11 protein-coding genes are annotated in these 12684 nt (G+C 65.6%); 5 read left to right on the top strand and 6 right to left on the bottom strand.

Translation table 11 applies throughout. From position 1 onward, the window contains the following. The first annotated feature begins 1 nt into the window (after position 1). The 4 genes from E1742_RS23030 (at position 2) to E1742_RS23015 (ending at position 5007) form a co-directional block, all read left to right on the top strand. Entirely contained in the window at positions 2 to 973 is a 972-nt protein-coding gene (locus E1742_RS23030) for a DUF58 domain-containing protein (protein ID WP_134387424.1), read from the top strand. Next, positions 970 to 2976, top strand: coding sequence for a transglutaminase TgpA family protein (locus E1742_RS23025; protein WP_134387423.1), 2007 nt, complete (start codon positions 970 to 972; stop codon positions 2974 to 2976). Before E1742_RS23030 ends, E1742_RS23025 begins: the two co-directional genes overlap by 4 nt. Positions 2977 to 2988: 12 nt before the next feature. Then, the gene (gene mltB, locus E1742_RS23020; RefSeq protein ID WP_134387422.1) at positions 2989 to 4170 is read left to right on the top strand and encodes a lytic murein transglycosylase B; all 1182 of its coding nucleotides are present in this window, start codon (positions 2989 to 2991) and stop codon (positions 4168 to 4170) included. Between the two features lie 507 nt (positions 4171 to 4677). After that, positions 4678 to 5007, top strand: coding sequence for a hypothetical protein (locus E1742_RS23015; RefSeq protein WP_229466259.1), 330 nt, complete (start codon positions 4678 to 4680; stop codon positions 5005 to 5007). A gap of 286 nt (positions 5008 to 5293) precedes the next feature. On the opposite strand, the gene cysM is transcribed toward E1742_RS23015, so the two are convergent. From cysM to E1742_RS23000, 3 genes are all read right to left on the bottom strand, one after another. After that, complete coding sequence (gene cysM / locus E1742_RS23010; RefSeq protein ID WP_134387420.1) at positions 5294 to 6196, bottom strand: cysteine synthase CysM; 903 nt, start codon at positions 6194 to 6196, stop codon at positions 5294 to 5296. 242 nt (positions 6197 to 6438) lie between these two features. After that, a complete protein-coding gene (locus E1742_RS23005) occupies positions 6439 to 6990 on the bottom strand; it encodes a GNAT family N-acetyltransferase (protein WP_134387419.1) in 552 nt (183 codons plus the stop codon). A gap of 87 nt (positions 6991 to 7077) precedes the next feature. Next, on the bottom strand, positions 7078 to 8154 hold the full coding sequence (locus E1742_RS23000) for an ABC transporter ATP-binding protein (protein WP_134387418.1): 1077 nt from the start codon (positions 8152 to 8154) through the stop codon (positions 7078 to 7080). Between the two features lie 211 nt (positions 8155 to 8365). Between E1742_RS23000 and E1742_RS22995 the strand changes: the two genes are divergently transcribed. Further along, positions 8366 to 10132: an FAD-dependent oxidoreductase gene (locus E1742_RS22995; protein ID WP_134387417.1), complete on the top strand. Its 1767-nt coding sequence runs from the start codon at positions 8366 to 8368 to the stop codon at positions 10130 to 10132. Position 10133: 1 nt separating this feature from the next. On the opposite strand, the gene E1742_RS22990 is transcribed toward E1742_RS22995, so the two are convergent. From E1742_RS22990 to rfaE1, 3 genes are all read right to left on the bottom strand, one after another. Then, entirely contained in the window at positions 10134 to 10841 is a 708-nt protein-coding gene (locus E1742_RS22990) for a PEP-CTERM sorting domain-containing protein (RefSeq protein WP_134387416.1), read from the bottom strand. 377 nt (positions 10842 to 11218) lie between these two features. Next, the gene (locus E1742_RS22985; protein WP_134387415.1) at positions 11219 to 11554 is read right to left on the bottom strand and encodes a ComEA family DNA-binding protein; all 336 of its coding nucleotides are present in this window, start codon (positions 11552 to 11554) and stop codon (positions 11219 to 11221) included. 124 nt (positions 11555 to 11678) lie between these two features. Continuing rightward, positions 11679 to 12629 (bottom strand): D-glycero-beta-D-manno-heptose-7-phosphate kinase, encoded by a 951-nt coding sequence (rfaE1, locus tag E1742_RS22980; protein WP_134387414.1) that lies wholly within the window; start codon positions 12627 to 12629, stop codon positions 11679 to 11681. Between the last annotated feature and the right edge of the window lie 55 nt (positions 12630 to 12684).

Here is a 12684-nt window from a genome sequence, read left to right as displayed (position 1 = left end):
GATGTTCAGGCCGGCCGTCCGCAAGCCGGAGCCCAGCGGTGCCGCCGTGCTGACGATGCGCCGGGTCTATGTGCTGCCGACCCGGCCCGGCATGGCGTATGCGGTACTGCTGCTGCTGATGCTGATCGGCGCCATCAACTACACGCTGGGCCTGGGGTTCGCGCTGACGTTTTTCGCCGGCTCGTGCGCCGTGGCGGACATGGTGCTGACCGTCATGAACATGGCGGGTCTGCGGCTGACGGCCGGCCGCGCGCAGCCGGTCTTTGCCGGCGAAGAAGCGCAGTTCGAAGTGCAGCTGCATAACGACGGCACGACCGACCGTCATGCCGTGCGCCTGGGCTTTCATCCGCCTGGCACGCCGCGCACGATGGAGCTGCCGCATGCCGTCGACGTGCCGGCCGGCGCCAGCGCGGCCGTCGTGCTGACGGTGCCGGCGCCGCAGCGGGGCTGGCTGCCGGCGCCGCCCGTGCGCCTGACGACACGCTTCCCGCTTGGCCTCTTCGGCGCCTGGAGCAACTGGCAGCCGGACATGCGCGTGCTGGTCTACCCGTTCCCCGAGGCGGACGCGCCGCCGCTGCCGGTGCGGGGCGCGGCCAGCGCGGAAGGCCACGGCGCCGTGGGCCTGGACAATTTCGCCGGCATCCGCAGCTATCAGCCGGGCGACCCGATGCGGCACCTGGCATGGCGCCAGATCGCGCGCCTCGGCCCCGCCGACGGCGGCCAGCTGGTGACCAAGCATTTCGATGGCGGCGCCGTGGCCGAACTGCTGCTCGATTTCGGCGAACTGCAGCCCATGCTCGATCTCGAACTGCGCCTGGCGCGCATGACGCAGTGGGTGCTCGATGCCGAAGGCCGCGCCCTGCCCTATGCGTTTCGCCTGGGCCACCTGCACTATCCGGCCGCGCTGGGCGACGCCCACCGGGCCGCGTGCCTGCGCGCACTGGCCTTGTACGGCAGGGAGGGCGGCGCATGAAGAACCTGGCCCTTACGCGCGACAAAGCCGATACGCTGCTGCTGGTCGCCGCCGCGTTCATGGTCATTGCGCCCCACTTCGCCCATCTGCCATGGTGGATAAGCGCTACCGTCTGCGTCACGCTGTTCTGGCGCGCGCTGCTGACGTTGCGCGGGCGCCGCCTGCCGCCTGTCTGGCTGCTGCTGCCCATTGCGCTGCTGGCGATTGGCGGCGTGTGGTACTCGTACCGCACGCTGCTGGGGCGCGATCCGGGCGTGGCGATGCTGGCATTGCTGCTGGCGTTCAAGCTGCTGGAAATGCATGCGCGGCGCGACCTGTTCGTCGTGCTGTTCCTCAGCTTCTTCCTGCTGCTGACAAATTTCTTCTACTCGCAGACGATCCTGACGGGGGTGGCGATGGTCGCCACCATCGTCGTGCTGCTGACGGCCCAGATCACGTTCCAGTACACGGGTGCCGTGCCGCCACTGGGCCGGCGCCTGCGCCTGGCCGGCAAGCTGGCCACGCTGGCGGCACCGCTGGCGGCCCTGCTGTTCGTCGGCTTCCCGCGCATCCAGGGACCACTGTGGGGAATGCCCGGCGACGCGCGCGGCCCGCGCACCGGCATCTCCGACTCGATGGCGCCGGGCACGATGACGAACCTGGCACTGTCCGAGGAAGTGGCGTTCCGGGTGCGCTTCCTCGACCCCGCACCACCGCAGAACCGGCTGTACTGGCGTGGCGTGGTCCTGAGTAACTACGATGGCCGCACCTGGACGCGCATCGGCGGCACACCCTACCGGCGCGACATCAACCGCATCACGGACGGCCTGACCCTGCGCCTGGGCGGGAGCGCGATCCGGCACGAGATCACGCTGGAAGGCACGCAGCAGCGCTACCTTTTCACGCTTGAGCTGACGGCACCCGATCTGATCGTGCCCGGCCAGCGCGTCTCTGCGTCGGACGAACTGGAAAGCTACACCCTGCGACCGCTGCATGAACGGGTGCGCTACACGGCCGTGGCCCACACCGACTACGCGGTGCAGGCCGACCTCGACCCCGCCTTGACGGGCAAATGGCTGCAACTGCCGCCCGGCTTCAATCCGCTCACGCGCGCACTGGGCGCCCGGCTGCACGCGCTGGCCGGGGAACGCGGCAGCGGGACGGCGGAGTTGGTGGACGCCGTGCTGAGCATGCTGCGCCAGCGCCGCTTCGAATACACGCTGGAGCCGCCGCTGCTGGGCCGCAACAGCGTGGACGACTTCCTGTTCCGCACCCGCCAGGGCTTCTGCGAGCACTTCGCCGGCTCGTTCGTGTTCCTGATGCGGGCCGCCGGAGTGCCGGCGCGCGTCGTCACCGGCTACCAGGGGGGCGAACTCAATCCACTGGATGGCTACGTCACCGTGCGCCAGTCCGATGCGCACGCATGGGCGGAGGTCTGGGTACCCGGGCGGGGCTGGCGCCGCGTCGACCCGACCGCGGCGGCGGCGCCGGAACGGATCAACTCGGGGCTGTCGCGCGCGCTGCCACGGCCGGCGCCATTTGGCCTGGCGGGGCTGATGGCGTTACAGAACGATAAGGATTCGTGGCTTTCGCGCCTGCGTTTCGGCATGAACGCGGCAAATAATGCTTGGAATCAATGGGTCCTGGATTACAATCCCGAGAGGCAGCAAAATTTCCTTGTGGAACTATGGCAAGCCATCGGCAACTGGCGCACGCCCGCAGCGGCGGCGCTGCTGGGCGCGCTGGCCTGGGCCGGATACCGGTGGCGGCAACGTCGCGCCCTTGATCCGGTTCAGGCCGCGTATGCGCGCTTCTGCCGTCATGCCGCCGGTCTGGGTCTCGTGCCCGCGCCCGGCGAGGGTCCACATAGCCTGGCGCTGCGGCTCCGGGCGCTGCCGCTGCCGGAAGAGCGGAAAGCCGCACTCGCGGAATTCCTGGAACTCTATGGTGCGCTCCGTTATCGCGCACTCGACGACGATGAACGAATCCGGTCAGCCAGACGGCTGGCTTCACTACTGCGCTAACCATAAGCCCTGATGAAATCCGCCAAGCCATCCTCCTGTATCAAGTCCGGCATCAAGCCCCATGTCAAATCCCGTACCAAACCCCTGACCACCCTGCTGCTTGCCGCTCTCGTGGCCGCGACGAGCCTGTGCCCGCCCGAGGTGCTGGCCGCTCCGCAGCAGACGAAGAAGTCGAAAGCCGCCAAGGTCAGGAAGCCCGTCGTCGCGCCTGTGAGCGATTACTACACGGGCGAATTCGTCAATTTTGGCCAGTGGAAGGAAGTGCAGGGTTTCGTTGACGACATGGTCGACAAACACGGCTTCACCCGTGGCGAGCTGGGCTCGCTGCTGTCGAACGTGCGCTTCCTCGATTCGGTCGTGCAGCTGGTCAAGCCGGCACCGCCTGGCAAGCCGAAGAACTGGACCGTGTACAGCAGCCGCTTCATCGAACCCATCCGCATCAACGCAGGCGTGCGCTTCTGGAACGACAACGCGGACACGCTGGCACGCGCCGAGGCGCTATACGGCGTGCCGGCGGAGATCCTTGTCGGCATTATCGGCGTGGAGACGATTTATGGCCGCGACACGGGCCGCTTCCGCGTAGTCGATACCCTGACGACGCTGGCCTTTGCCTACCCCATGGCGCCAAACCGCGATGCGCGCATGGCGTTCTTCCGCAGCGAACTGGAATCGACGCTGCTGTACGCGCGCCAGACGGGTATTGCCCCCCTGTCGCTGCAGGGCTCGTTTGCAGGCGCCGTCGGCATGCCGCAGTTTATGCCTAGCAACATTGTGAAGTATGGCGTCGATTTCGACGGCGACGGCCGCGTCGATCTGCGCAATTCGGCTGCGGATGCAATCGGCAGCGTGGCCGCGTTCCTTGTCGGTCACGGCTGGAAACGCGACCAGGCCGGGCCCATTGTCCATCACGCCACCGTGTCGCCCAGCCGCGCGTGGGAGCAGTACCTGAACCTCGGACTGGAAGCGAAAGTGCGCCCGGAAGACTTGACGGCGGCCGGCGTCGTCACCACTTCGTCTTTGCCACCAGACATGTTGTATGGGCTGGTGGATCTTCAGAACGGCTCGGAGCCGACTGAATATTGGGTCGCAAGTAACAACTTCTTCGCCATCACACAGTACAACCGCAGCTATTTCTACGCGATGTCCGTTGTCGAACTGGGCCGGGCCGTCCGCACCACGCGTACGGGGTCGTAGCCTTCCGACATTGGTCTTGTTTGCAAGATATTGTAAAGATTACTGCATTATTGCTTGCAAGAATGTAATGTATGTGGGAAACTTGTGATACTGTTGCATTTAGTGCAGCAACAGTGGTAAGTTTTATATTACACTTAAGATTGTACGAATGACAAAGCCGCGCTCGCTGATGTGCGTTTATCTACCACAAAAATTCAGGTAGAATTCTCACACATTGTTGCGATAGGACAACGGCAAGCAGAAAGATGGTAAATTTTCTATTGCTCTTGGGTAAAATATTGCGGAATGTTGTACAATTGTGTATATATTATGAAACCTTGTTATCCCGGAATCCGCGTATCGTTCCTCAGTGAAGGGAGAACATAGGGATCTCGGACAGCGTTGTGTGCCCTCGGCGTACAGCGGGTTCGTGGTCCTGAAGCGCAGCTTGAGCTCCGAGTGTTTCACTTTGCAGAACAACTTTACAGAAGGAACAGACGTATCATGACAAACCAAGTCGGAATTGATATGAACAACGATTCGGAAGGCGACGACCTGCTGCAGTACAACCCTAATCGCCTGCTGGACACGCTGATCGAGAACCTGCGCCTGAAGAACGATGCGGCCCTGTCGCGCGCTCTGGAAGTGGCGCCGCCGGTCATCAGCAAGATCCGCCACCACCGCCTGCCGGTGGGCGCCTCGCTGCTGATCCGTATGCACGAGGTCAGCGATCTGTCGATCCGCGACCTGCGCTACCTGATGGGCGACCGCCGCAACAAGTTCCGTATCAGCGACAAGCAGTTCAAGCCGAAAGAAGGCGAAACGCCACAAAGCAGCACCAGCAACAACAACGGCTGATGCCGCGGTTGCGCCAGCGTCCTCCCCCACCGGGCGAGGACGCGCGTGACGCGTTTTGTTCGGGATTAGTACCAGACTGCCGGCCAATGCCGGCTGTTTTCGTTTACGGGGCACTGTTCGACGTCGTGGACGTCCGTGCCAGGCGCCTGCGGCTGTCGATCGCACCGCGGCTGGCTGCTGAAAATGTCGGGGCCTGGCATGCGGTGCCGACCGGCTGTGCGACCCGCCAACCAAACGTCAGGACAGGCGCCAGGCTGGGGCGCCGATCCTCATGTGCTTGGGCGCCTCAGGCGGGAAAGACCCCCGTCGACAAGTAACGATCGCCGCGGTCGCAGACGATGAAAACGATTGTCGCGTTTTCTACCGTCTGCGAAATGCGCAACGCGATTTCGCAGGCGCCCGCCGCGGAGATGCCGCAGAAGATGCCTTCCTCGGCCGCCAGCCGGCGCGCCATCCGTTCCGCCGCTCCCTGCGACACGTATTCGATCTGGTCGACCCGCGCCTTGTCGAAGATCTTCGGCAGGTATGCTTCCGGCCACTTGCGGATGCCGGGGATCGACGAGCCCTCTTCCGGCTGCGCGCCGATGATGCGGATGGCCTCGTTGCGCTCCTTCAGGTATTGCGACACCCCCATGATGGTGCCCGTCGTGCCCATCGCGCTGACGAAGTGCGTGACGCGGCCGTCGGTGTCGCGCCAGATTTCGGGACCGGTCGACTCGTAGTGCGCGCGCGGATTGTCGCCGTTGGCAAACTGGTCGAGGATGATGCCCTTGCCGTCCTTCTGCATCTGCTCGGCCAAGTCGCGCGCGTATTCCATGCCGCCGGTTTTCGGCGTCAGCACGATCTGCGCGCCGTACGCGGCCATGCTCTGGCGACGTTCTTCGGACAGATTTTCCGGCATCAGGAGCACCATCCTGTAGCCGCGGATGGCCGCGGCCATCGCCAGCGCAATACCCGTGTTGCCGCTGGTGGCCTCGATCAGCGTGTCGCCCGGCTTGATGTCGCCCCGCTCCTCGGCGCGGCGCAGCATCGACATCGCGGCGCGGTCCTTGACGGAACCCGCCGGGTTGTCGCCTTCCAGCTTGCCCAGGATGATATTGTTGCGCGCGGCGGCCTCCGCACCCGGGATGCGAACCAGTTGCACCAGCGGTGTGTTGCCGATCGTGTCGGCGATGGTCTTGTAGGTCATGCGATCAGCTTTTTTCTTCACCAAAACAACCATTCTAATCCGAGTCAGGCTGCGCCGCTTGGGCCGCCTTTGCCCCGGAGCCTGCCGTGGCCAGTCCCTTACATGCCGGAAGCTGCCCGCAGCGCGTTTGACGGGGGCAAGATCGGTTGCTGCTCGTGACAGGGCTGCTGGTGCTGGGCGAACGTTGGCGATGGCGATGGCGCGACCGTAACGACAGTAACCACGCTACCCGCTGAGCCGGCCTACAGCGTCCACCGTAACGGCAAGCTCATCGAGACATACCCATGCCGCTCGCCATCGATGCGCAGGAGGTCGACGATCTCGCCAGTCTGGATAAAACCTCGTTTGCGGTACAGTGCGCGCGCCGGCGCGTTCACACTCAGCACTTCCAGGTCGATCCAGTCCAGCGCCGGATTGGCCGTGGCCCAGTCGATCGCCATTTCGAGCAGCGCCATGCCCAAGCCAAGGCGGCGCGCATCGCGGTGGACGCCCATGCCAAGGAAGCACCGGTGCGCCGCTTCCGGTTCGGGCCGCGCCCGCAAATCGATGTGGCCATGGATGTCGTCGCCGTCAAGCGCCAGCCACAGCCGCCGCCAGCCAGGTTGCGTTAGCGGCGTCGCCACGCCACGCGTAAAAGTCTCGATACGGCCGGGCGGTACGCCGCGCTGGCTTCGCGACATCGGCTGGAACAGCGGGTTGCCATGCTGGCCGTTATCGCTCAGCTGGTCGGCGAGATAAGGAAAGAAGGCGCTTAAGTCGGCCTCGCTGGCCGGGCGGATGATCGGAGTAGTCATCGAAACATTGTAGCCGCAGTACGAGTGCCCGCCCACTGTCGAACTCGTGTCCCATCCCGGTGCCAGGCACCGCGGCGGGACACGCACTCAGCGATTGGGCCGGTGCGCCGCGCCCGTCTCGTCGAAGACATGCCAACGACCGGCGTCGGCGCGCAGGATGGCGCGCTGGCCCGGCTGCCAATCGATGTCCGCATCGGCGCGGGCGACGATCTGGTCGCCGCCCCCTTCCGGCTGCAGGTAGACGTAGCTGAAGTCGCCCAGCAGCTCCGTGGCCTGCACCTGCGCCGGGATGCCGCCGGCGGCGTCGTCCTGGCCCAGCACCACGTGCTCGGCGCGCAGGCCCAGCGTGACGGCCGCGCCGTCGGGAAGGCCTTTGACATCGGCGACCGCCAGCTGCGTGCCGGCCGCGTCGACCCGGCCGGCGCGCACGGTGCCCTTGACGAAGTTCATCGCTGGAGAACCCATAAATCCGGCAACGAACAGGTTGCCGGGCCGGTTATAGAGCTCCAGCGGCGCGCCTACCTGCTCGACCTTCCCGCCGCGCAGCACGACGATGCGGTCGGCCAGCGTCATCGCCTCGACCTGATCGTGCGTCACGTAGATCATCGTGCTTTTCAGGCTGCGGTGCAGGTTTTTCAGCTCGATGCGCATCTGCACGCGCAGCGCCGCGTCGAGGTTCGACAGCGGCTCGTCGAACAGGAACACCTCGGGGTGGCGCACGATGGCGCGTCCGATGGCCACCCGCTGGCGCTGGCCGCCGGAGAGCTCTTTCGGCTTACGCTGCAGCAGCGCTTCGATGCGCAGGCTGGCGGCGGCTGCCGTCACCTTTTCGCGGATCTGGTCCGCCGGCGTGCCGGCCAGCTTCAGGCCGAACGCCATATTGTCGTAGACGGTCATGTGCGGATACAGGGCGTAGCTCTGGAAGACCATGGCGATGCCGCGCTGCGCGGGTGCCACGTTCGTCATGTCGCGGCCACCGATCCCGATGGTGCCCGCATCCGCCTCCTCCAGCCCGCAGATCGTGCGCAGCAAGGTGGACTTGCCACAGCCGGATGGCCCAACGAACACGACGAACTCGCCGTCGGCGATATCGAGATCGATCCCGTGCAGGATGGCCTGCTCGCCGAACCGCTTGCGCACTCCCCTGATTACCAGACCCGCCATTCCCTTCTCCTTTTTATTGTCTCCGCGCCTTGTTTGGCTGCCACGAGGATAGCGTATTCGCCGCCGCGTGGCACGCGATACCGCAGCGGGGACGGTTCCCGCCGCGTGCCCTTCCTCCGAACGGGATAGCATTGGACCGATTCGCCCAAGCCGTGCGCACGTTCGGTTAGACTGGTTGCATCGCCACATCAACCGACCCGCAGGACCCGCAATGGCCAACATGACGCTGACCCCAACCCAATTCGTGCCCGAGGCAAGCAAGGAAGACGAGGTGCCCGCCATCGGCGCCACGATCGAATCGCGCCGCCACCAGATTTTCCCGCGCCTGACCGAGCAGGAGGTACGGCGCCTGCACCGCTTCGGCAGCGTGCGCACCTATCACAACGGCGTGCGCATCCTGGAGGCGGGTCATACAACGTTCGGCATGGTCGTTGTGCTGTCCGGCCGCATCGCCATCAACCGGTACGATGGCCTGGGCAACTCCGCCTTCATCACGGAGCACGGACCGGGCGAGTTCACGGCCGAAGTGTCGCAGCTGGCTGGCCGCCCTTCGCTGGTGAATGCGACGGCGGTCGGCGACGTGGAAGCGCTGGTGATATCGGCCGAGAACCTGCGCGCGCTCGTCATCGCCGAGGCGGAGCTGGGCGAGCGCATTGTGCGCGCGCTGATCCTGCGCCGCGTGAACCTGATTGAAGTCGGATCGGGCGGCCCCGTGCTGGTGGGTCCGCCGGGCCACCCGCGGCTGTTCCAGCTGCAGAGCTTCCTGACCGGTAACGGTTATCCGCATACGCTGCTGGACCCGAAGGAAGACGCGCAGGCCCGCTCGCTGTGCGACTACTACCAGCCGACGCCCGACGACTGGCCGCTCGTCGTCTGCCCGGACGGCAGCGTCAAACGCAACCCGAGCAACGCCGACGTGGGCCGCTGCCTGGGCATGCTGCCCGAGCTGGACGAGTCGAAAGTGTGGGACGTCATCGTCGTGGGCGCCGGACCGGCCGGCCTGGCGACGTCCGTGTACGCGGGGTCGGAAGGCCTGTCCGTGCTGGCTCTGGAACAGCGTGCGTACGGCGGCCAGGCTGCGGCCAGCGCGCGCATCGAAAACTACCTGGGGTTCCCCACGGGGATTTCCGGCGGCGCGCTAGCGGGGCGGGCCTACGTGCAGGCGCAGAAGTTCGGCGTCGAGGTGGCCATTCCCGCCGCGGCGGCGCGGCTTCTCTGCGACACGTACCCGCTGCGGGTGCAGCTGGCCGACGGCACCTGCGTCCAGGGACGCACCGTCGTGCTGTCATGCGGCGCGCGCTACCGCCGGCCCTCGCTGGCCAACATCAAGCAGTTCGAAGGCCGCGGCATCTATTACTGGGCGTCGCGCATTGAGGCAAACCTGTGCCGCACCGAGGAGGTGATCCTCGTCGGCGGCGGCAATTCGGCCGGCCAGGCGGCGGTGTTCCTGTCCGGACATGCGAAAAAGGTGCACATGGTCGTGCGCGGCGAAGGGTTGAAGGCGACGATGTCGACATACCTGATCGACCGTATCCGGGCCACGCCGAATATCGAGCTGCACACGCACACGGAAATCGTGGCGCTGGAAGGCGACGAGGAAGGCCTGAAGCAGGTCATGCTGCGCAATAACGCGGCGGGAACGGAAAAGCTGCGCGACGTCTGCCGCGTGTTCCTGTTCATCGGCGCCGACCCGAACACCGACTGGCTGGGCGACTGCGGCGTCGACGTCGATCCCCAGGGCTTTATCCGCACGGGCCACGACGTGACGAAGGCGCAGTGCCGCGCCAACTTCGAGAACGGCATCTATCCGCCGGACCAGCCCGAGCGCGCCGCACTGGAGACGAGCGTGCCCGGCGTGTTCGCCATCGGCGACGTACGCGCCGGCTCGACGAAGCGGGTCGCGGCCGGTGTCGGCGAAGGCGCGCAGGTGGTGTCGCAGATCCACGCCTTTCTCGCCAACCTGCCGGCGGCGAGGTAAGTCAGTCCGGGCGGCGCCGGCGCAGCAGCAGCATCGTCGCGCCGGTCGCCAGCATGGCCCACGTGGACAGCTCCGGAACGGGGCTGATCGCGTTACCGATGATCCGGTTCGACCAGTCGGCCGACAGGGGCGAGGCGTCCGCCGTGACGAGGTGTACGTCGAACCCGACCACGAGCCCGGCTCCATAGCGGCGGTAGCCCAGCAGCGCGGTGCCGTCTTCCCATTCCAGCACGGGCGTGGCGCCGTCCGCGAACCGGTTGCCGATCTCACGGCCGATCGTTTGTGTGCCCGCCTCGGGCAACGTCACACCGGCCAGCAGCCAGTCGTCTGGCGCGATGACGTCGATGCCCGGATTGAGCTGCTCCAGCGTGCCCCTGCGGCGGCGGCTGAAAACCGTCGTGTCGGCAGTGTAGGCGATGTTCGTGAAACTCCACGGCAGCTGGATCAGGGTGCCGCCGTGATAGACGAAGCGGTCGAGCGCGGCCGCGTCGGCAAAGGAGCTGCCGTCCTGGATGTACACATCGTACGTGGACAAGACGTTGTCGTTATACCAGCCGACGGCATGGACGCTATTGCCCTGCGCGGTCAACGTCGTGGCCAGCGTGGGCGAATAGTAATCGCCGGCGCTGATGCCGACATTGCCCGCGTGGGCGATGGCGGCCGCCGTCAGCATGACCGTGGCCGCAATGGTTGTAATCCGTGTGCGCATCGTCGTTCCCCGAAAAGTGATTCCACGAGGATACACGTGCAATTACGATAGATAAAGATTTATTGATAACACGAATTTGCCTTGCGTCAACACAAGCACTGTTGTGCAGTGCACGCCACAGAAGACCGGAACGGCGTCCACTCACAGGCGTTCGGAACCGGCGCCTTGCAGGGTTGCTCCGTCGGGTCTCCGGCCCGCGTGGCGCGAGCGATGACGTTGGAGACTTTACGTCGGGGACTTTACGTCAGGGGCTTTACGTCAGGACTTTACATCGGTGGCCTTACCTCGGGCTGGCTCCGGTCACAGGGCGTTCGCCCTGAAACCGGAGCCAGTCCCCAATGCATCGTCCATTGCGGACGTTCGGCTTTGTGACAGCGTTACTTCTTCGCTGGCTCCTTCTTCGCCTCGGCAACCTTGGTGTCGGCCGGCTTGGCGGCTGCGCCTTCCAGCGACTTGCCGTTCACCTGCAGTCCCGCTTCGGACAGCTTGGCGGCGTTCTTGCCGCCGATGCCCTTGACGCGCTTCTGGAAGTCCGCCCAGTCCTTGAACTCGCCCTTCGAGCGCTCTTCCAGGATGGCTTTCGACTTGGCCGGGCCGACGCCCTTGACCGTGTCCAGCGCGGCCTGGTCGGCCTTGTTCACGTCGACCTGGGCAAACGCCATGCCCATCGCGACAACCATTGCGGCAACTGCCAGCAGCATCTTTTTCAACATAAGTCCTCCGGGAGTGATTGAACGAGGGCGTGCGCCCTGACTTCCAGTAACGTCCCGTCATGGCAGGCGTTGACGGCTGGTCCACATCGCCATCCCCGCCTTGCGGCGCCTCAAACGTGCGAGGTCATGTGCCGAACAGCTCCTCGCGCGTCACGGTCGCCGTGCCCAGCTTGCCGACGACGATGCCGCCGGCCCGGTTGGCCGTCTGCACGGCGTCGTTCCAGCCCGCGCCCGCCCCCAGCATGGCGGCCATCGTGGCAATGACGGTATCGCCGGCACCGGACACGTCGAACACTTCGCGCGCATCGGCGGGAATATGGAAACGTTCGGCATCGGTGTACAACGTCATGCCCTCTTCGGAACGGGTCAGCAGCAGCGCATCGAGCTTGAGCTCCCTGCGCAGGTTCTGCGCACGGCTCGTGAGCTGCTCCTCGCCGTTCCAGCTGCCGACGATGCGTTTCAGTTCGCCCTTGTTCGGCGTGAGCACCGTGGCGCCGGCATAGCGCGAGAAATCGTCACCCTTCGGATCGACCATGACGACCTTGTTCTCGGCGCGCGCGGCGGCGATCATGTCCGTCACGTTGACGAGGCTGCCCTTGGCGTAGTCCGACAGCACGATGACGTCGTAGTCCGGCAGCAGCGCGCGGTATTGTAGCAGCTTGTCGCGCAGGACGATGTCGCTGGGCGGTTCCTCGAAGTCGATGCGCAGCATCTGCTGCTGGCGCCCGATGACGCGCAGCTTGATGATGGTGGAGATGGCTTCGTCGCGGCGCAGGTAGCTGTGGATGCCGCCGCCCTGCAGCAGCATCTCCACTTCGCTGCCCGCTTCGTCCGCCCCGACGACGCCCAGCAGGCCGGCGTGCGCGCCCAGCGCGGCGGCGTTGCGGGCCACGTTGGCGGCGCCGCCGAGGCGCGCTTCGCGGCGCTCGATGCGCACGATCGGTACCGGCGCTTCCGGTGAGATGCGGCCCACGTCGCCGAACCAGTAGCGGTCCAGCATCACGTCGCCGACGACGAGGATGCGCACGTTTTGCAGGGCGGGGGTCTGGAATGCTGCGGGAGATGTGTTCAACATTGGTCGCTCTTGTTCTGCGGCGGCGGCGCGCTGAAAACCGGGGTCGTTCCCGATG

This window comes from Pseudoduganella plicata (assembly GCF_004421005.1).
Classification (GTDB): Bacteria; Pseudomonadota; Gammaproteobacteria; order Burkholderiales; family Burkholderiaceae_D; genus Rugamonas; species Rugamonas plicata.
The sequence above is the reverse complement of the archived record's forward strand: the minus strand, read 5'-3'. Positions and strand labels throughout refer to the sequence as shown.